The following is a 16,842-nucleotide window of genomic DNA, read 5'->3' as shown; positions in this document are numbered from 1 at the left end:
GATCACGCACCAGCAGGACCCGATCGCGGACAGGCTCGACCCGGCCGGGGACATCGACGGCCCGGAGCAGGTGCGGGCCCGCCTGGAGGAGACGGGGTACCTCGTCGACGACGGGCTGGCCACCGCCTGCTTCCTGGCGCTGCGGCTGCACCGGCCGATCTTCTGCGAGGGCGACGCGGGCGTCGGCAAGACGGCGCTCGCGTCCGCGCTGGCCGAGGCGCTGGACGCACCGCTGATCCGGTTGCAGTGCCACGAGGGCATCGATGCCTCGCAGGCGCTGTACGACTGGGACTTCCCACGTCAGCTGCTGCATCTGCGGGCCGCGGAGGCGGCCGGTGTCAGGGACGCCGACCGCCTCGAGGGCGAACTGTACGACCGTCGCTTCCTGGTCGCCCGACCGCTGCTCAAGGCGCTGGAGACGCAGCCGTCGGTGCTGCTGGTGGACGAGATCGACCGTGCCGACGACGAGTTCGAGGCGTTCCTGCTGGAGCTGCTGTCGGAGTTCTCGGTCACGATCCCGGAGCTGGGCACGCTACGGGCCGAAGTGCCGCCCGTGGTGGTGCTGACCTCCAACCGCACTCGCGAGGTGCACGACGCGCTGAAGCGGCGCTGCCTTTACCACTGGTTCGACCATCCGAGTTTCGCCCGCGAACTGGCCATCGTACGGCGGCGTTTGCCGGCCGTCTCCGCTCGGCTGGCGGAGCAGGTGACCGCACTGGTGCAGGCGCTGCGGTCGCAGGACCTGCTGAAACCGCCGGGTGTCGCGGAGACGATCGACTGGGCCCAGGCCCTGGACGCCCTGGGCGCGAACGAGGTGGACGCGGAGCTGGCCGTGGCGACCCTGGGCTTCGTACTCAAGTACCGGGAGGACACGGATCGAGCCCGCGGGCTCGATCTGGCGGCGGTCCTCGCGGCCCGGGGGACGTGAGCAGCGTGGACGTTCCTGTGTCCCAGCACGGTGCGCCGCCCGGACCGCCCGGTGCCGACGCCGCCCTCCTCGGCTTCGCCCGTGCCCTGCGCGCGGCCGGGGTCGATGCGAGTGCCGAGCGGGTGCACGCCTTTCTGCGGGCGGTGGACGAGCTGCGGGCCGGGATGCGGGCGGACGTGTACTGGGCGGGGCGGCTGACGCTGTGCGGCGGGCGGGACGACCTGGAGCGCTACGAGCGCGTGTTCGCCGCCTACTTCAGCAGTGCTGCGCCCGCCGGGCGGACGGTGACCGTGCCGCCCCCTCCCCGGTTGCGGCTGGTTGCACGGGAGGGTCCGGTGCCCCGTACGGCCGCTCGCAACGAGGAGGAGCGCCCGCCGCCCGCAGCGGCGCTCGCCAGTTCCTCGGAGGTCCTGCGCCACCGCGACGTCGCCGGGCTGGACTCCGCCGAGCGTGAGCAACTGCGCCGGTTGCTGGCCGCGTTCGCGCTGCGCGGCGAGGTGCGGCGCACGGCGCGGCGGCGGCCGGACCGGCGCGGGGCGGTCGATCCGCACCGGACGGTGCGGGAGCTGCTGCGGCGCGGCGGGGAACCGGCCCGGCTGCGGCGGCACACCCGGGCGGACCGGCCGCGGCGGGTGGTCCTGCTCGTGGACGTCAGCGGTTCGATGGCTCCCTACGCGGACGCGCTGCTGCGGTTCGCGCATGCGGCCGCCCGTGGGAGCCGTACGGAGGTGTTCACCGTCGGCACCCGTCTGACCCGGGTCACCCGCGAGCTGTCGCATCGCGACCCGGACCTGGCGATGGCCGCGCTCGCGTCCGCCGTGCCGGACTGGCGCGGCGGTACCCGGCTCGGGGAGCTGCTGCGCGAGTTCCTCGACCGCTGGGGGCAGCGGGGCATGGCACGCGGGGCGGTCGTGGTGGTGCTGTCCGACGGGTGGGAGCGCGGCGACCCGGAGCTGCTCGGCGCCCAGATGCGCCGTCTGCACCGGCTGGCACACCGGGTGATCTGGGCCAATCCCCGCAAGGCGCGCCCCGGCTACGCGCCTCTGGCCGCCGGGATGGCGGCGGCGCTGCCGAGCGTGGACGCTTTCGTCGAGGGGCACAGCCTGGCCGCTCTGGAGCGTCTGGCGGCAGTGGTGCGCGGGGCCGGCCCGGCGCCCGTGGAAGGAGCGGATCGTGCGTGAGATTCTCCCGACGCTGAGCGAGTGGTACGCGGCCCGGATCCCGTTCGGACTTGCGACCGTGGTCGCCGTGAGCCGCAGCGCACCGCGTGATCCCGGTGCGGCCATGGCTGTGGGGCCGGGTGACGAGGTCGTGGGGAGCGTGTCCGGGGGTTGCGTGGAGGGCGCGGTGTTCGAGCTCGCCCAGGAGGTCGTGGAGAGCGGCGAGGCGCGCCTGGAGACCTTCGGCTACAGCAACGAGGACGCGTTCGCGGTCGGGCTCACCTGCGGCGGTGAGATCACCCTGCTGGTCCGGCCCGTCACGCAGGAGACCGACCCTGGATTCGCTGCGGTCGCGCAGTCCGTGGCCGAGGGCCGCCCGGTGACCGTGGCGACGGTGACGGACGGGCCGGCGACGATCGGGGCCACCCTCGCCGTCTGGCCGGACGAGGTGTCCGGCACGCTGGGTCCGACCGGCCTGGACGTCGCCGTCACCGCCGACGCACGCGGCGAACTCGCCCTGGGCGCCACCGGGTTGCGACACTACGGCCCGCACGGCGAGCGCCGCGAGGACACGGTCACCGTCTTCCTGCACTCCTTCGCCCCGCCGCCGCGCATGCTGGTCTTCGGCGCCATCGACTACGCGGCCGCCGTCGCCCGCATCGGCAGCTTCCTCGGCTACCGGGTCACCGTGTGCGACGCCCGCCCGGTGTTCGCCACACCCAAACGCTTCCCGGACGCCGTGGAAGTGGTCGTCGACTGGCCGCACCGCTATCTGCGGGGCACGGACACCGACGAGCGCACGGTGATCTGCGTCCTCACCCACGACCCCAAGTTCGATGTGCCGCTGCTGGAGGAGGCGCTGCACCGGCCGGCCGCCTACATCGGAGCGATGGGCAGCCGCCGCACCCATGACGACCGCCTGAGACGCCTGCTCGACGCCGGGCTCACCGAGAGCGAACTGTCCCGGCTGCGCTCACCGGTCGGCCTAGACCTCGGAGCCCGTACGCCCGAGGAGGTCGCCGTGTCCGTCGCCGCCGAGATCGTCGCGCTGCGCTGGGGCGGCAGCGGCGCCCCGCTGACGGCCACTGGAGGGGCCATCCATCCGTCGACGTAACGCCCGTTGGAGGAAGTCATGGAGCTGCACCACGAGTTCACCGTGCCGGTCCCGGTCGACGACGCCTGGCAGACGCTCCTCGACATCGAGCGGGTCGCCCCGTGCATGCCCGGGGCGACGGTCGAGGAGTACGACGGGAAGACCGTCACCGGCTCGGTGAAGGTCAAGGTGGGCCCGATCACCGTGACGTACAAGGGAACGGCCGTCTTCGAGGAGCAGGACGAGACGGCGCACCGCATGGTGCTGAGCGCCGGCGGCCGGGAGACCCGCGGCCAGGGCACCGCACGCGCCACGGTGACCGGCACTCTGACCGAGCGCGACGGCGGTACGGCGGTGTCGGTGCGTACCGATCTGACGGTGACGGGGCGACCGGCGCAGTTCGGGCGCGGTGTGATGGCGGAGGTGGGTGACCGGCTCGTCGGCCAGTTCGCCCAGTGCCTGTCGGAGCGGATCGTGGAGCCCGAGCCTGCCGCGGCGGTGGTGGAGCCGCCGGAGGAGATCGAACCCCTGGACCTGTTCCGTGCGGCCGGGGTGCCGGTGGCCAAGCGGGCGGCGGTGGCTGTGGCGGCGGCCGTCGTGGTGGCGGTTGTGTTCACGCGGGTACGGCGGTGGCGGCGGGGGTGATCTCCCTCAGCCTGCGGTGCTGCGGTAGTCCGCGAGGATCGCCTCCAGATGCTTCAGGGCTGCCGTGATCCGGGCCGGGTGGTCCCGGAAGAAGGGGTCGTCGGGTACCGGGAGGGATCCCGCGAGGGCCCAGCCGCGGCCCCGCGCCCAGGTCGCGTCGTCGGCGCCGACCGCCTCGCGGAAGACGTCCCGTGCCCGCGCGGGCAGGAACTTCCAGGCGGGCACCAGGTCCACGGCGGGGTCGGCCACGGCCAGCGTGCCGAAGTCGATGACGGCGCTCAGCCGGCCGTTCTGTGTCAGGAGGTTGCCCGCGTCGAGGTCGCCGTGGATCCACACCGGCGGCTTCTCCCAGGCGGGCGCGGCGAGGGCTGCCTCCCACACCTGAGTCACCGCGTCGGCATCGACGAGGCCCGCCTTCTTCAGCGCCTCGAGCTTGGGCCGCACGCGGGCCTCTGCGGCCACGGAGTCGCGCTCGTCGCCCAGCGGCACACCGCGGAAGGCGTTGCTCTGCTCGGGGCCGGGGCCGCCTGTCGGGTTGACGGCCTGCAGGGCGGTGATGAATTCGGCGAGGTCGAGGGCGGTGCCGACCGGGTCGGCCAGGGCCTCGGTGGCCGCCGTCTCGCCGTCCAGCCACCGGTACACGGACCACGGGTAGGGATAGCCCTCGCCGGGTTCTCCCATGGCGAGCGGCTCGGAGACGTCCAGCGGGAGGTACGGGGCCAGGCGGGGCAGCCAGCGGTGCTCGCGCTCCACCTGGCCGACCCAGTGCGCGTAGCGCGGCAGACGTACCGACAGCTCGCCGCCGAGCCGGAAGGTGGCGTTGTCCATGCCGGACTGCGGCACCGGGGCGACCGGCAACTCGGCCCATTGCGGGAACTGGGCAACGAGCAGACGGCGTACGAGAGTTGCGTCGATCAGCACGCCGCCCATCTCAGCGGAGCGACGGCCGGACGTCCATCGAATTTCGGGGTGCGGAGCGCCGTCCGAGGGGTAGGCGGCGCCCTATGGGGCTACCAACTGTGGTGCGATAGGCATCGCGGTGGCGGGCGCGGTCGCCGGACAGCCCGGTGACGAGACACTTTTCGTACGGGGCTTCCACGCCGTCGCCCTCGGAGCAGCGGGCTTCTACGCGGCCGCCGCGGTGCTCGCCCTGCTCGGTTCGTAACAGGAGGGTCTGACAACGCCGCCGGATGCCGGATGCGCACCTACGGCCGCCGCGGCCGGGTGCCCCGCCCCGCTGTCCCGAAACCGGTGGCTACCTCGGGGGCAGGCGGTGCAGTTGTACGTCCGTGAGGAGGCCGTCGGCCACGGTGGCGGTCATGTAGGTGCAGTGGGGCTGGCGCCGCCGGTCGGTCGGGGAGCCGGGGTTGAGCAGGCGCAGGCCGCCGGGGGCGGTCGTGTCCCAGGGGATGTGGCTGTGCCCGAAGACCAGCACATCGAGGTCGGGGAACCGGGCGGCACAGCGGGCCTCCCGGCCCTGTGCCGGGCCCGTCTCGTGCACGACTGCGAAGCGCACTCCGTCGAGCTCGGCGTACGCCACTTCGGGCAGCCGGGCGCGCAGCGCCGGTCCGTCGTTGTTGCCGTACACGCCGACGACTCTGCGGCAGCGGGCCTCCAGCAGGTCGAGGGTGGCCGTGTCGACCCAGTCCCCGGCGTGGAACACGACGTCGGCGCGCGGGAGTTCGGCCAGGAGCGGCTCGGGCAGCTGCTTGGCGCGTTTGGGGAGGTGGGTGTCGGTCGTCAGCAGAAGGCGCACACAGTCAGCCTAGAGAGGGCGCCTGCGCCGCAGGGTGAGCCGCCCGGTGCGTCGCTCAGGGTTTGCGGCCGACGCCGCACCACATGGGCAGGCCGGGTGCCGGGACGTCCCCGGGGCCGGGGTGCCAGTCGGGGAGTTCGACGACGCCCGGGTCGAGCAGGTCCGTTCCGGCGAAGAAGCCGGTGACCTCGGCATGGGTGCGAGGTGTCGCACCGGCATGGTCGGCGGCCCGTTCGTTGTACACGCGCATCGACGCGGCGACCGCCTCGGCGCCGATGTCCGCGGCGGGGTGGGAGAGGACGAGGTGGCTGCCGGGGGCGAGGGCGTCGAGGAGGCGCCGGGTGATGGCGTGGGGGTCGTCCGCGTCGGGGACGTACTGCAGGATCGCGACCAGCATGAGCGCCACGGGCTGCGACAGGTCCAGCGTCTCCTGCGCCGCCGTGAGGATGCGCTCGACGTCGCGCAGATCGGCCTCCAGATAGTCCGTCGCTCCTTCCGGGGTGCCGACGAGCAGCGCCCTGGCGTGGGCCAGGACGACCGGGTCGTTGTCGACGTAGACCACCCGGGCTCGGGGGTCGAGGCGCTGGGCCACCTCGTGGGTGTTGTCCGCCGTGGGGATGCCCGTGCCGATGTCGAGGAACTGACGGATTCCGGCCTGCGCGGTCAGCTCGCGCACGGCACGTCCGAGGAAGGCCCTGTTGGCCCGGACGGCCGGGACGATCTGCGGATTGGCGGCGGCGGCCAGCTCGGCCGCCTCCTGGTCGGCGAGGTAGTTGTCCCGGCCGCCCAGCCAGGCGTTGTAGACGCGCGCGGGGTGCGCCACGGAGGAGTCGACCGGCGCGATGCCGCCTGTCGGATGCTCGTGCATTCGGATCCGCTCCCCTCGTCGGCGTTCCTCTGTCGACGCACAAGGTAGTCCAACGCGCTTGGGAACAAGCCAAGTTGACTGGCACAGCATGAGATCTACAGGTAGAGCTGTTCAGTCTGGACTGGACAGTTTCACCTTACGGTTTTATTGTCGGCGCATGGACACACAGGCCATCGACCCTTCCGAGGGCATCGGCGACTCCGCCGCCCGTGCGGCGCGCGATCTGCGGGTCGTGTTCAGCCGGCTGCGGCGCCGTATCAGGGAGGTCGCGGAGGACGACGAGCTCACACCGCCCCAGGTCTCCGCGCTCACCCTGGTGGCCAAGCACGGGGCCGCCACGGCCAGCGCGCTGGCCACGGCGGAGGGTGTGCGGCCGCAGTCGATGGCGACCACGCTCGCCGCGCTGGACCGGCAGGGGCTGATCCGGCGCAGCCCCGACCCCGACGACGGCCGCCGCCAGCTCGTCACCCTGACCGACGCGGGCCGTCTGCGGGTCGAGGGTGACCGGCAGGCGCGTGAGGAATGGCTGGCCCGGGCGCTGCAGGACCGCTACACCGAGGACGAACGACGGACGGTCCTCGATGGACTGGCGCTGCTGGAACGGCTCACGCAGCCGTGATACCCCGACTGCCCGGCATCGGGGGCAGCGCGCGGACCAGCCGCCCCTCCCCCACCGAGTTCGACCGGCGGCTGATCGCGCCGATGCTGGTCGGTTCGGTACTCAACCCGGTCAACTCCTCGATGATCGCAGTGGCGTTGGTGCCGATCGGCGTCGCCTTCGGAGCACCGCCGGCCGAGACGGTGTGGCTGGTCTCGGCCCTGTACCTGGCCACCGCGGTGGGGCAGCCGGTCGTCGGGCGGCTCGTGGACATGTACGGGCCGCGCCACCTGTATCTGATCGGCACGGGCCTGGTGGGGATCGCCGGACTCCTCGGCGCGCTCGCTCCCTCGCTGGGTGCGCTGATCGGCGCGCGCGTGCTGCTCGGTTTCGGGACGTCGGCGGCGTATCCGGCGGCGATGCAGCTGACGCGGAGCGAGGCCGAGCGCACGGGCCGGGACAGCCCGGCGGGGGTACTGACCGCGCTCGCCATGGCCAACCAGGTCGTGGCCGTGATCGGTCCCGCCCTCGGCGGTCTGCTGATCGGCTTCGGTGGCTGGCGGGCCGTTTTCACCGTCAACGTGCCGCTGTCCGTGGTCTGTCTGGTCCTGGGCACGCGCCGTCTGCCGAGGACTCCCCGGCGGCCACCAGGCCGGGGACGAGGTGTCGACCTGCCCGGCATGGCCTTGTTCGCGGTCATGCTGGTCTCGCTGATGGTCTTCCTGACGGGCCTGCGGCTCGATCGGTGGTATCTGCCGGTCGTGTCCGCCGTCGCCGCGACGGGTTTCGCGGGGCGGGAGCTGCGCGTGCCCGACCCGTTCGTCGACCTGCGCGTCCTCGGCGGCAACATCCCGCTGATCGTCACGTTTGTGCGCCAGTTGCTCGCCTACACGACGGCGTACGCCTTCATGTACGGGTTCACCCAGTGGCTGGAGGAGGGGCGCGGGCTGCACGCCGCGACCACGGGACTGGTGCTGCTGTCGCTGTCGGCCACCGGGCTCGCCGTCTCCGCCGTCACCGGTCGACGGGAGGCCGTACGGGCCAAGCTCGTCGTCGGCAGCCTCGTGCAGATGGCAGGCTGCGCCACGCTGCTGCTGGTCGGCTCCGGAACCCCTGTCTGGGCGCTGCTCCTCGTCGGAGCGGTGATGGGTGTGCCGCAGGGCCTCCTCGGACTCGCCATCCAGAACGCCCTGTACCGCCAGGCCGAGCCGGCCCGCACCGCCTCGGCCGCCGGGCTGCTGCGCACCTTCGGCTATCTCGGCGCGCTGGCCGCGGCCGCCGCGAACGCGGCCTTCTTCCCCCACCGCGCCGACACCTCCGGGATGCACGACCTGGCCGTGTTCATGCTCGCCGGATCGACGCTGCTCCTCGCGTCCTCTCTTCCCGACCGTTCACTCGACACCCTCGTCCCGCAACGAAAGGCCTGATCCATGACCGTCACCGCCCTCGACCCGCGCACCGCCCTCGTGGTGATCGACCTCCAGGCCGGCATCGTCGCCGCGCCCGTCCAGCCGCACACCGGCGCCGACGTCGTCACCCGTACGGTCGAACTCGCCGACGCCTTCCGCACCCGTGGTCTGCCCGTGGTGCTGGTCCGGGTCTCCTTCGCCGCCGACGGAGCGGACACGGTCCCCGGCCGTACCGAGGCCCCTCGCCCGGGCGGCACCTTCCCTGAGGGCTGGGACGTCGTGGTCGCCGAACTGGCCGGTCACCCCGGCGACATCACCGTCACCAAGCGCAACTGGGGTGCCTTCCACGGCACCGGTCTCGACGTCCAGTTGCGCCGTCGCGGCGTCACGCAGATCGTGCTGACCGGCATCGCCACCAGCATCGGCGTGGAGTCCACCGCCCGCGCGGCGCACGAGCACGGCTACCACGTCACACTCGCCACCGACGCCATGAGCGACATGGACCCCGAGGCCCACCGGGGCAGCATCGAGCGGATCTTCCCGCGGCTGGGCGAGACGGGCACCACGGCCGAGATCCTGGAGCTGCTGGCCAAGACGCACGACTGATCCGGCCCGTAGAAACGATCTCAAGGCGGGCCCGGAGTGGGACGAAGCTCCCGGCGGAGATAGCATCTGCCCACCCGTACCCACACTTTCGGCGAGCGACCCGAGGGGGCTCGGAAGCCCGATGCCGGTCAAGGTCAGCGTCATCGTCCCCGTCTACAACCCGGGGCCCTACATCGAGGACTGCATCACCTCGTTGCTGAAGCAGTCACTGCCACCCGACGAGTACGAAGTGATCTTCGTCGACGACGGCTCCACCGACCAGACCCCGGCCCGGCTCGATGCGCTTGCCGCAGAGGAGCCCCGGGTCCGGGTGATCCACCAGGAGAACTCCGGCTGGTCGGGCAAGCCCCGCAACGTCGGTATCGCCGCCTCCCAGGGCGAGTACGTCATGTTCGTCGACAACGACGACCGCCTCGCCGACGAGGCCCTGGAGCGGATGTACGGCTACGGGGTGGCCAACGGCGCCGACGTCGTCGTCGGCAAGATGGCCGGCCAGGGCCGCGGGGTGCCGGTGGAGCTGTTCCGCCGCAACCGGCCGCGGGCCAGCGTGCGGGACGCCCCGCTCATCGACAGCCTCACCCCGCACAAGATGTTCCGCCGGGCCTTCCTGGACGAGATCGGCCTGCGCTTCCCCGAGGGCAGACGACGGCTGGAGGACCACGTCTTCGTGACGGAGGCGTATCTGCGCGCGGCCAACGTGTCCGTCATCGGCGACTACGTCTGCTACTACCACCTCCGGCGCGACGACTCCTCCAACGCGGGCTTCCAACAGTTCGACCCCGTCGGGTACTTCAAGAACCTGCGGGAGGCGCTGGACGTCGTCGAGCAGTACACCGAGCCGGGCGAGGTGCGCGACAGTCTGCACCGCCGCTGGCTGCGCGTGGAGATGGTGGAGCGGCTGCGCGGCAACCGCCTCCTCGCCAAGCCGGACGACTACCGGCGCAAGCAGTTCGAGGAGATCCGCCAGGTCGTCGTCGAGCGCTTCGGCCCCGGTGTCGCCGCCGGACTGCAGCCGACGCAGCAGGTCGTTGCCGCGCTCGTCGCCGCCGACCGGTACGACGACGTGGTGGCCTTCGCCGAGTGGGAGACCGGGCTCCGCCTCTCCGCCCGGCCCGGGACCGTCGAGTGGCAGGACGGCAGGCTGCGCTTCGACTTCGTCGCAGAGCTCACGGCGGGCGGTGCGCCGCTGACGTTCCCCGGCGGCGGGGTCCGCACCCCGCTGGACGGCCCACCCGCGGATCTCGAGGAGGCGGTCGCCTGGGTGGGCGCCGACACCGTCGCCCGGTTCGGACAGGCCACCGTTGACCTGCTGGTGCGCGAACGCTCGAGCGCCGCCCAGTACTTCCAGCCGGTCGAGGTCACCCGGGAGATCGTGCCGGTCGAGGACAGCGGGCAGGTGCGGCTGGTCCTGCGTGCGACGGCCACCGTCGACCCGGCCGGCGCGGTGGACGGCTCGCCGCTGCGCGCCGGGCTGTGGGACACGTACGCCCGCGTCAGGCTGGGCGGCTGGAGCAAGACGTCGCGCGTGGGCCCGGGCCCGCGCAAGGCCCGCGCCGCCACGTCCGCGGCGGTCGTGGGCGGGCGGGTGGTCCTGCCGTACTGGACCGACCAGCACGGCAATCTCTCGCTGGACGTCGACCGGGCGAACCAGCGCCTCGGCCTCGGCCGGCTCGACCCCGAAGCCGTGAGCGTATCCGGGGGCCGGCTGCACGCGCCCCTGCCGCTGCACGTCCCGGCCGAGACGGCCGTACTGCTGCGGCTGACCTCACCCGACAGGTCGGTGGACGTGCCCGGCACACTGTCCCCGGCCGGGGGCGGGGCCCTGCTGGAGGCCGCCCCGACCGTCGCCGACCTCAGCGGTGCGACCTGGCGGACCGCTCTGTGCGCGGCCCCGGACGCCGCCGAGCCGCGCTTCCTCCCGCTGCCGCTCGCCCTGCGCGCGGACACGAACTCGATCAAGGTGGTACGGACTCCCAGGCCCACGGCGGTTCGGCGGCTGGCCCGCAGGGCGCGGCGTGCGCTCGCCGCGGTCCTCAAACGGCGCGCGGCGTCCCGGGCAGCCAAGGCAGGAAAGGCGTGAAAGCGTGCGATCACTGGGCATAGCGGGCGCGTGGGCGCTGGAGCCGAAGATCTTCCCCGACGAACGGGGCAGCTTCCACGAGTGGTACCGCGGCGAGGAGTTCCGCGAGGCCACCGGCTACGACCTCTCGCTCGCACAGGCCAACTGCTCGGTCTCCCGCTGGGGTGTGCTGCGCGGGGTGCACTTCGCGGACGTGCCGCCCGGGCAGGCCAAGTACATCACCTGCGTGCGCGGCGCGATCCTCGACGTGGTGGTCGACCTGCGCGTCGGCTCGCCCACCTTCGCCGAGTGGGAGGCGGTGCGCCTCGACGAGGACACCCGGCACGCCGTGTTCCTCGCGGAGGGCCTCGGGCACGCCTTCATGGCCCTGACGGACGACGCCACCGTGGTCTACCTGTGCTCGACGGGGTACACCCCGGGGCGTGAGCACGGCGTGCACCCCCTGGACCCGGATCTGGGCATCGCCTGGCCCGAGGGCATCCCTGCGGTGCTGTCGCCGAAGGACGCGCAGGCGCCGTCGCTGGCAGAGGCCCGGCGGACCGGGCTCCTGCCGTCGTACGACGCCTGCATCTCCCGTTACGAGGAGTTGCGCGGCCGGCCGTTCAGCGGCTGACCGACAGGCCCTCCAGGGCCGAGCGCAGCGGTTCCCAGCCGCGGGAGCGGCTGAGGCCGCGGTTGCGTGCGCGGGCCAGGGGGCGCCAGAAGTCTGCCCCCAGCAGGGTCTCGGGCGTGACCGCCTTCACCCGCTCCAGGACCGCCTCGGGCACCTTCTGCGGGTCGGGCACCTGGAACTCGGCGATGATCTCGTCGTACTTGTCCTTCAGCACCGTGCTCTTGTGGTCGGCGCCGAAGACGATCAGCTGGCCGGTGGGCTGGGTGTCGACGAGGACGGTCACGAGATCGGGCCGGTAGCGGTTCAGGATCTCGATGATCTTGTAGACGTCGCCGGTCCAGGCGTTGGTGTGCCGGTCGCGGGCCGCCTCGTCGATGCTGCGCGGCAGCATGTCGTCGAAGACGATCACGCTGGACCAGTCCGAGTGCTTCTCGATGTTGATGAAGTCCCGCAGCGCGTACTCGAACAGGTGCATGCCGTCGATGAACGCGAGGTCGAGCGTGGTACGCCGCCAGTAGCCGAGCGGGCTGCGACCCCGGCGCAGGTTGCGCACGGGGTGGCGGCCGCCCTTGAGGTGGCCGAGGGGGTTGTCGCGGGCGAAGAAGTCGTCGCTGGTGGCCTTCACCAGGTGGACGTCGCACCGGATCTCCGTGACCACCTTGAACGCGGGGTCGACCGCGATACTGGGGACGCGGGACAGCGTGAGACTGCGGCCGTCGTTGACTCCGATCTCCAGGTAGTTGCGGTTCGCGGTGGCCTTGTGCAGACCCCGCAGGAATTCATGGCGTTTCACGAAGAAGACTCCTTGCGGATCAGGGGAAGTGCTTCGTGCAGGGCGGATCGCCAGTCGCGCAGCGGCGGCAGACCCAGCTCCTGCCAACGACCGTGGGCGAGGGCACTGTACGCGGGGCGGGGGGCGGGCCGCGGGAAGGCCCCGCTGCCCACGGGCCGCACCCGGTCGGGGTCCACGCCGAGGCCGGCGAAGACCTCTCGGGCCAGCTCGTACCAGGAGGCCTCGCCGCAGCTGGTGGCATGGAAGACACCGCTCGCACCCCGGCCCACATGCGGGCCGAGGTCGACGAGACGTGCGGCGACGTCCGCGCTCCACGTGGGCTGCCCGCGCTGGTCGTCGACGACGTCGAGGGTGTCGTGACGGGACTCCAGGTCGATCATCGTGCGGACGAAACTACGCCCGTGGACGCCGTAGAGCCAAGCCGTTCGCACGATTGCGCTCGATGTGGGAAGCTCCGCGGCCACGGCACGCTCGCCGGCGAGTTTGGTGCGGCCGTAAGCGGTGCGCGGGGCGGTGGCATGATCCTCGGGATACGGGGTATGAGCGTCGCCCGCGAAGACGTAGTCGGTGGAGACGTGGATCAGGCGGGCGCCGTGGGCCGCGCAGGCACGGGCGAGATTGCGGGGCCCGTCGCCGTTGATCCGCAGGGCCCGGTCCTCTTCGGTCTCGGCGTCGTCGACCGCTGTGTACGCGGCGCAGTTGACGACCAGGTCGGGGCGGTGGCCGGTCAACGCCCCCTCGACGGAGTCCTGTTGGGTGATGTCGAGGGCCTTGTGGTCCAGCCCCATGACGTCCGCGCCGCGCCGGACCAGCTCGTCGACCGTGTCGCGGCCGAGCATGCCCCCGGCCCCCGTGACGAGCCACCTCATGCCGACCGCCGCTTCAGGGGCTCCCACCAGGCGCGGTTGTCCCGGTACCAGGCGACGGTGTCGGCGAGGCCGGTGGCGAAGTCGCGGCGCGGACGGTAGCCGAGCTCCTCGCGGGCCTTGCTCCAGTCGACCGAGTAGCGCAGATCATGGCCCTTGCGGTCCTCGACGTACTCGACCCGGTCCCAGTCGGCCCCGCAGGCCTCCAGCAGCAGGCCGGTGAGTTCCTTGTTGCTCAGTTCGGTGCCGCCGCCGATGTTGTACACCTCCCCCGGGCGGCCCTTGGTGCGTACGAGGTCGACGCCCTGGCAGTGGTCCTCGACGTGCAGCCAGTCGCGGACGTTGAGGCCCTCGCCGTAGAGCGGGACCTTCCTGCCGTCCAGGAGGTTGGTGACGAACAGCGGGATGACCTTCTCGGGGTACTGGTGCGGGCCGTAGTTGTTGGAGCAGCGGGTGACGCGGACGTCCAGGCCGTGGGTGCGGTGGTAGGCGAGGGCGAGCAGGTCGGAGGAGGCCTTGGAGGCCGAGTACGGCGAGTTGGGCTGCAGCGGGTGGTCCTCGGGCCAGGAGCCGGAGTCGATGGAGCCGTAGACCTCGTCGGTGGAGATGTGCACGAAGGGTTCCACCCGGTGGCGCAGGGCGGCGTCGAGGAGGGTCTGGGTGCCCACCACGTTGGTCAGTACGAAGTCGGTGGCGCCGGTGATCGAGCGGTCCACGTGCGACTCGGCGGCGAAGTGCACCACGTGGTCCGCGTCGGTCATGAGCTTGTCGACGAGTTCGGCGTCACGGATGTCGCCCTGGACGAACTCCAGCCGGGGGTGGTCGAGATCGAGGTTGTCCAGGTTGCCGGCGTAGGTGAGTCTGTCCAGCACGGTGACCCGCAGCGCCTCGGACGCCTCGGAGGCCAGCAGGGTGCGGACGTAACAGGAGCCGATGAATCCGGCGGCGCCGGTGACGAGAAGGTTCATGTGTGGATCTGCACCTTGCTGTGGTCGCCGAGGACCAGTCGGTGGGCGCTGGGGACACTCGGGGCGGGTGTCACCTCCACGTGCCGGCCGATCAGGGAGTTCTCGATCCGGCCCACCCCGAGGATCGAGGAGTCGCGCAGCACGATGGAGAACTCCAGTTCGCTGTCGGTGATCCGGCAGTTCTCCGCCACGGAGGTGAAGGGGCCCACGTAGGAGTCCTCGACGACGGTGCCGGCGCCGATCACGACGGGGCCGACGATGCGCGAGTTCACGACGCGTGCGCCCTCCTCCACGACCACGCGCCCGATCGTCTCGGAATGCTCGTCCACCTCGCCGTCGATCCGGCGGTCGAGTGACTCCAGGACCGTCCGGTTGACCTCCAGCATGTCGACGACGTTCCCGGTGTCCTTCCAGTAGCCCTTGATGACGGTGCAGCGCACGTCGGCGCGGCTGTCGATCAGGTGCTGGATGGCGTGGGTGATCTCCAGTTCGCCGCGCCAGGACGGCCGGATGGCACGCACCGCCTCGTGGATCAGGGGCGTGAACAGGTAGACGCCCACCAGGGCGAGGTCGCTCTTGGGGTTCTCCGGCTTCTCCTCCAGGCCCACCACCTGGCCGGAGGCGTCGAGTTCGGCGACGCCGAAGGCGCGCGGGTCGGCCACTTGGGTGAGCAGGATCTGGGCGTCGGGGCGGTGGGTGCGGAACTCGTCGACGAGGTCGCTGATGCCCCCGACGATGAAGTTGTCGCCCAGGTACATCACGAAGTCGTCGTCGCCGAGCCAGTCCCGCGCGATCAGTACCGCATGGGCCAGCCCGAGGGGCCGCTCCTGGGGGATGTAGGTGATCTCCAGACCGAACTTGGATCCGTCGCCGACCGCTTCCTGGATTTCTTCGGCGGTGTCTCCCACGATGACGCCGACCTCGGTGATGCCGGCCGCGGCAATGGATTCCAACCCGTAGAAGAGGACGGCCTTGTTGGCCACAGGGACGAGCTGCTTGGCCGATGTGTGCGTGATCGGCCTCAGTCGGGTTCCGGCGCCGCCGGACAGCACGAGAGCCTTCATCTGCTTCACCTTAGTCGCGATCCCTATGGAAGGGATCGCGACCAATCAGCCGGTCCGGGCCGACGGCCCGGTCAGTCCTCGCCCCGCACGATGTTGCCCTCCGGGCCGGACTGGTCCGTTCGGGTGGTGCCCTGTTCGAGAACCGCCGGAATGCAGGTGCGTACGACACCCTTGCCCCGCAGCCGCCGGGCCCGCGCCCAACCGGTCTCCGGTCGACGGATCACAAGCTTGTCTGTGGTGTGCGGCGTCACGGCAGTTCATCTTCCTTCTGCTTCAGTGCCCGCCGACCGGGTCCCCTCCGGCGACCCGGTCAAACGCCGCATCCGGCCTGCGAGCACGGGAACCTGCCGCGCACAGCCCCCAGTTCGACGCTCAGGCAGTGCCCAGCGCCCCGCGAAGGGTGCTGATCGCCTGGCTGATGGCGGCCTCCGCGGCATGGGTCTCGCGCAGGGCGTTCAGCATCACGAAGTCGTGGATGATGCCCTGGTATCGGACCGCGGTGACCGGGACGCCCGCCTCGCGCAGCTTGTTGGCGTAGGCCTCGCCCTCGTCGCGCAGGACGTCGGCCTCGCCGGTGATGACGAGGGCGGGCGGCAGACCCGTGAGCTGTTCGGTGGAGGCCCGCAGCGGGGATGCGGTGATCTGGGCGCGCTCCGCCTCGTCCGTCGTGTACTGGTCCCAGAACCACTGCATGGCGTCCCGGCGCAGGAAGTAGCCCTCGGCGAACTGGTGGTAGGACGGCGTGTCGAAGCTCGCGTCGGTGACCGGGTAGAACAGCACCTGCGCGGCCAGCCGGACGTCGCCGCGCTGCTTGGCCATCAGGGTCAGGGCGGCGGTCATGTTGCCGCCGACGGAGTCGCCGGCCACCGCGACGCGGGAGCCGTCCAGGCCCTTGGCCGTGCCCTGCTCGACGACCCACTTCGCCACCGCGTAGTTCTGCTCGATGGCGACCGGATAGCGGGCTTCGGGCGAGAGGTCGTACTCGGGGAAGACGACCGCGGCGCCGGTACCGACGGCGAGTTCGCGCACCAGCCGGTCGTGGGTGTGGGCGTTGCCGAACACCCAGCCCGCGCCATGGATGTAGACGATCACCGGGAGGGGGCCGGTGGCCCCGGCGGGGCGGACGATGCGGGCGCGGACCTGGCCGGCGGGGCCGCCGGGGACAGTGACCCACTCCTCGTCGACCGGGGGCTTCTCGATGTCGCCGGACTGCACCTCGTCGACGGTCTTGCGTCCTTCGGCCGGGCCGAGGTCGAACAGGTAGGGCGGGTTGGCGGTGGCCTCCGCGAAGGCCTGGGCGGCGGGCTCGAGGACGGGGCGGGGTGCGGTGGTGCCGGTCATGACGGCCTCCTCGGTTGGGGTGCCGCGGACTGCGGCACACCATGGAGAGTAGCG

At 71.9% G+C, this 16,842-nt stretch carries 19 protein-coding genes; 10 read left to right on the top strand and 9 right to left on the bottom strand.

Translation table 11 applies throughout. The features are described from left to right. The first annotated feature begins 1 nt into the window (after position 1). The 4 genes from IH68_RS0121860 to IH68_RS0121845 are packed head-to-tail and all read left to right on the top strand — an operon-like array spanning position 2 to position 3,826. On the top strand, positions 2-928 hold the full coding sequence (locus IH68_RS0121860) for an AAA family ATPase (RefSeq protein ID WP_420719004.1): 927 nt from the start codon (positions 2-4) through the stop codon (positions 926-928). Between the two features lie 5 nt (positions 929-933). Next, positions 934-2,109 (top strand): vWA domain-containing protein, encoded by a 1,176-nt coding sequence (locus tag IH68_RS0121855; protein WP_234341482.1) that lies wholly within the window; start codon positions 934-936, stop codon positions 2,107-2,109. Beyond that, positions 2,102-3,202, top strand: a complete 1,101-nt coding sequence (locus IH68_RS0121850; protein ID WP_030937782.1) for an XdhC family protein — start codon at positions 2,102-2,104, stop codon at positions 3,200-3,202. Before IH68_RS0121855 ends, IH68_RS0121850 begins: the two co-directional genes overlap by 8 nt. Positions 3,203-3,220: 18 nt before the next feature. Next, the gene (locus tag IH68_RS0121845; RefSeq protein WP_030937780.1) at positions 3,221-3,826 is read left to right on the top strand and encodes an SRPBCC family protein; all 606 of its coding nucleotides are present in this window, start codon (positions 3,221-3,223) and stop codon (positions 3,824-3,826) included. A gap of 6 nt (positions 3,827-3,832) precedes the next feature. Here IH68_RS0121845 and IH68_RS0121840 read toward each other — a convergent pair whose 3' ends face one another. Then, positions 3,833-4,747, bottom strand: a complete 915-nt coding sequence (locus IH68_RS0121840) for an aminoglycoside phosphotransferase family protein (protein WP_078912570.1) — start codon at positions 4,745-4,747, stop codon at positions 3,833-3,835. 118 nt (positions 4,748-4,865) lie between these two features. Here IH68_RS0121840 and IH68_RS59170 point away from each other — a divergent pair, with 118 nt between their 5' ends. After that, on the top strand, positions 4,866-4,991 hold the full coding sequence (locus IH68_RS59170; protein WP_267883739.1) for a hypothetical protein: 126 nt from the start codon (positions 4,866-4,868) through the stop codon (positions 4,989-4,991). Between the two features lie 90 nt (positions 4,992-5,081). On the opposite strand, the gene IH68_RS0121830 is transcribed toward IH68_RS59170, so the two are convergent. Continuing rightward, on the bottom strand, positions 5,082-5,582 hold the full coding sequence (locus IH68_RS0121830; protein WP_030937776.1) for a metallophosphoesterase family protein: 501 nt from the start codon (positions 5,580-5,582) through the stop codon (positions 5,082-5,084). Positions 5,583-5,637: 55 nt separating this feature from the next. Further along, on the bottom strand, positions 5,638-6,450 hold the full coding sequence (locus IH68_RS0121825) for an SAM-dependent methyltransferase (RefSeq protein WP_030937775.1): 813 nt from the start codon (positions 6,448-6,450) through the stop codon (positions 5,638-5,640). 157 nt (positions 6,451-6,607) lie between these two features. Between IH68_RS0121825 and IH68_RS0121820 the strand changes: the two genes are divergently transcribed. The 5 genes from IH68_RS0121820 (at position 6,608) to IH68_RS0121800 (ending at position 11,756) form a co-directional block, all read left to right on the top strand. Continuing rightward, positions 6,608-7,069: a MarR family winged helix-turn-helix transcriptional regulator gene (locus IH68_RS0121820; RefSeq protein ID WP_030937773.1), complete on the top strand. Its 462-nt coding sequence runs from the start codon at positions 6,608-6,610 to the stop codon at positions 7,067-7,069. Then, positions 7,066-8,475: an MFS transporter gene (locus IH68_RS0121815; RefSeq protein WP_037885021.1), complete on the top strand. Its 1,410-nt coding sequence runs from the start codon at positions 7,066-7,068 to the stop codon at positions 8,473-8,475. Before IH68_RS0121820 ends, IH68_RS0121815 begins: the two co-directional genes overlap by 4 nt. A 3-nt stretch (positions 8,476-8,478) precedes the next feature. Then, a complete protein-coding gene (locus tag IH68_RS0121810; protein WP_030937769.1) occupies positions 8,479-9,063 on the top strand; it encodes a hydrolase in 585 nt (194 codons plus the stop codon). A 121-nt stretch (positions 9,064-9,184) separates the two neighbouring features. Further along, positions 9,185-11,143: a glycosyltransferase family 2 protein gene (locus IH68_RS0121805; protein ID WP_030937767.1), complete on the top strand. Its 1,959-nt coding sequence runs from the start codon at positions 9,185-9,187 to the stop codon at positions 11,141-11,143. A 4-nt stretch (positions 11,144-11,147) separates the two neighbouring features. Further along, positions 11,148-11,756 (top strand): dTDP-4-dehydrorhamnose 3,5-epimerase family protein, encoded by a 609-nt coding sequence (locus IH68_RS0121800; RefSeq protein WP_030937765.1) that lies wholly within the window; start codon positions 11,148-11,150, stop codon positions 11,754-11,756. Here the strand turns inward: IH68_RS0121800 and IH68_RS0121795 are convergent. From IH68_RS0121795 to IH68_RS0121770, 6 genes are all read right to left on the bottom strand, one after another. After that, positions 11,746-12,549 (bottom strand): class I SAM-dependent methyltransferase, encoded by an 804-nt coding sequence (locus IH68_RS0121795; protein ID WP_030937764.1) that lies wholly within the window; start codon positions 12,547-12,549, stop codon positions 11,746-11,748. The two genes, IH68_RS0121800 and IH68_RS0121795, sit on opposite strands and share 11 nt — an antisense overlap. Then, entirely contained in the window at positions 12,546-13,418 is an 873-nt protein-coding gene (gene rfbD, locus IH68_RS0121790) for a dTDP-4-dehydrorhamnose reductase (protein ID WP_030937762.1), read from the bottom strand. The genes IH68_RS0121795 and rfbD overlap by 4 nt, the downstream gene beginning before the upstream one ends. After that, positions 13,415-14,383 (bottom strand): dTDP-glucose 4,6-dehydratase, encoded by a 969-nt coding sequence (gene rfbB / locus IH68_RS0121785; RefSeq protein ID WP_030937761.1) that lies wholly within the window; start codon positions 14,381-14,383, stop codon positions 13,415-13,417. Before rfbB ends, rfbD begins: the two co-directional genes overlap by 4 nt. Then, positions 14,380-15,447, bottom strand: a complete 1,068-nt coding sequence (locus IH68_RS0121780) for a glucose-1-phosphate thymidylyltransferase (RefSeq protein ID WP_030937760.1) — start codon at positions 15,445-15,447, stop codon at positions 14,380-14,382. The genes rfbB and IH68_RS0121780 overlap by 4 nt, the downstream gene beginning before the upstream one ends. A gap of 71 nt (positions 15,448-15,518) precedes the next feature. Next, complete coding sequence (locus IH68_RS0121775; protein ID WP_030937759.1) at positions 15,519-15,698, bottom strand: hypothetical protein; 180 nt, start codon at positions 15,696-15,698, stop codon at positions 15,519-15,521. 121 nt (positions 15,699-15,819) lie between these two features. Further along, positions 15,820-16,788 (bottom strand): alpha/beta hydrolase, encoded by a 969-nt coding sequence (locus IH68_RS0121770; protein ID WP_030937758.1) that lies wholly within the window; start codon positions 16,786-16,788, stop codon positions 15,820-15,822. Positions 16,789-16,842: the final 54 nt, after the last annotated feature.

The sequence above is a fragment of the Streptomyces sp. NRRL S-646 genome (assembly GCF_000720765.1).
Classification (GTDB): domain Bacteria; phylum Actinomycetota; class Actinomycetes; order Streptomycetales; family Streptomycetaceae; genus Streptomyces.
Note: the sequence above shows the minus strand (reverse complement) of the source record. Positions and strands in the feature narration are given on the sequence as shown.

Excerpts from the sequence above, each read along its gene's own strand:
- IH68_RS0121805 (WP_030937767.1), top strand. The coding sequence starts at position 9,185 with ATGCCGGTCAAGGTCAGCGTCATCGTCCCCGTCTACAACCCGGGGCCC.
- IH68_RS0121780 (WP_030937760.1), bottom strand. The coding sequence starts at position 15,447 with ATGAAGGCTCTCGTGCTGTCCGGCGGCGCCGGAACCCGACTGAGGCCG.
- IH68_RS0121770 (WP_030937758.1), bottom strand. The coding sequence starts at position 16,788 with ATGACCGGCACCACCGCACCCCGCCCCGTCCTCGAGCCCGCCGCCCAG.
- IH68_RS0121845 (WP_030937780.1), top strand. The coding sequence starts at position 3,221 with ATGGAGCTGCACCACGAGTTCACCGTGCCGGTCCCGGTCGACGACGCC.
- IH68_RS0121810 (WP_030937769.1), top strand. The coding sequence starts at position 8,479 with ATGACCGTCACCGCCCTCGACCCGCGCACCGCCCTCGTGGTGATCGAC.
- rfbD (WP_030937762.1), bottom strand. The coding sequence starts at position 13,418 with ATGAGGTGGCTCGTCACGGGGGCCGGGGGCATGCTCGGCCGCGACACG.
- IH68_RS0121820 (WP_030937773.1), top strand. The coding sequence starts at position 6,608 with ATGGACACACAGGCCATCGACCCTTCCGAGGGCATCGGCGACTCCGCC.
- IH68_RS0121825 (WP_030937775.1), bottom strand. The coding sequence starts at position 6,450 with ATGCACGAGCATCCGACAGGCGGCATCGCGCCGGTCGACTCCTCCGTG.
- rfbB (WP_030937761.1), bottom strand. The coding sequence starts at position 14,383 with ATGAACCTTCTCGTCACCGGCGCCGCCGGATTCATCGGCTCCTGTTAC.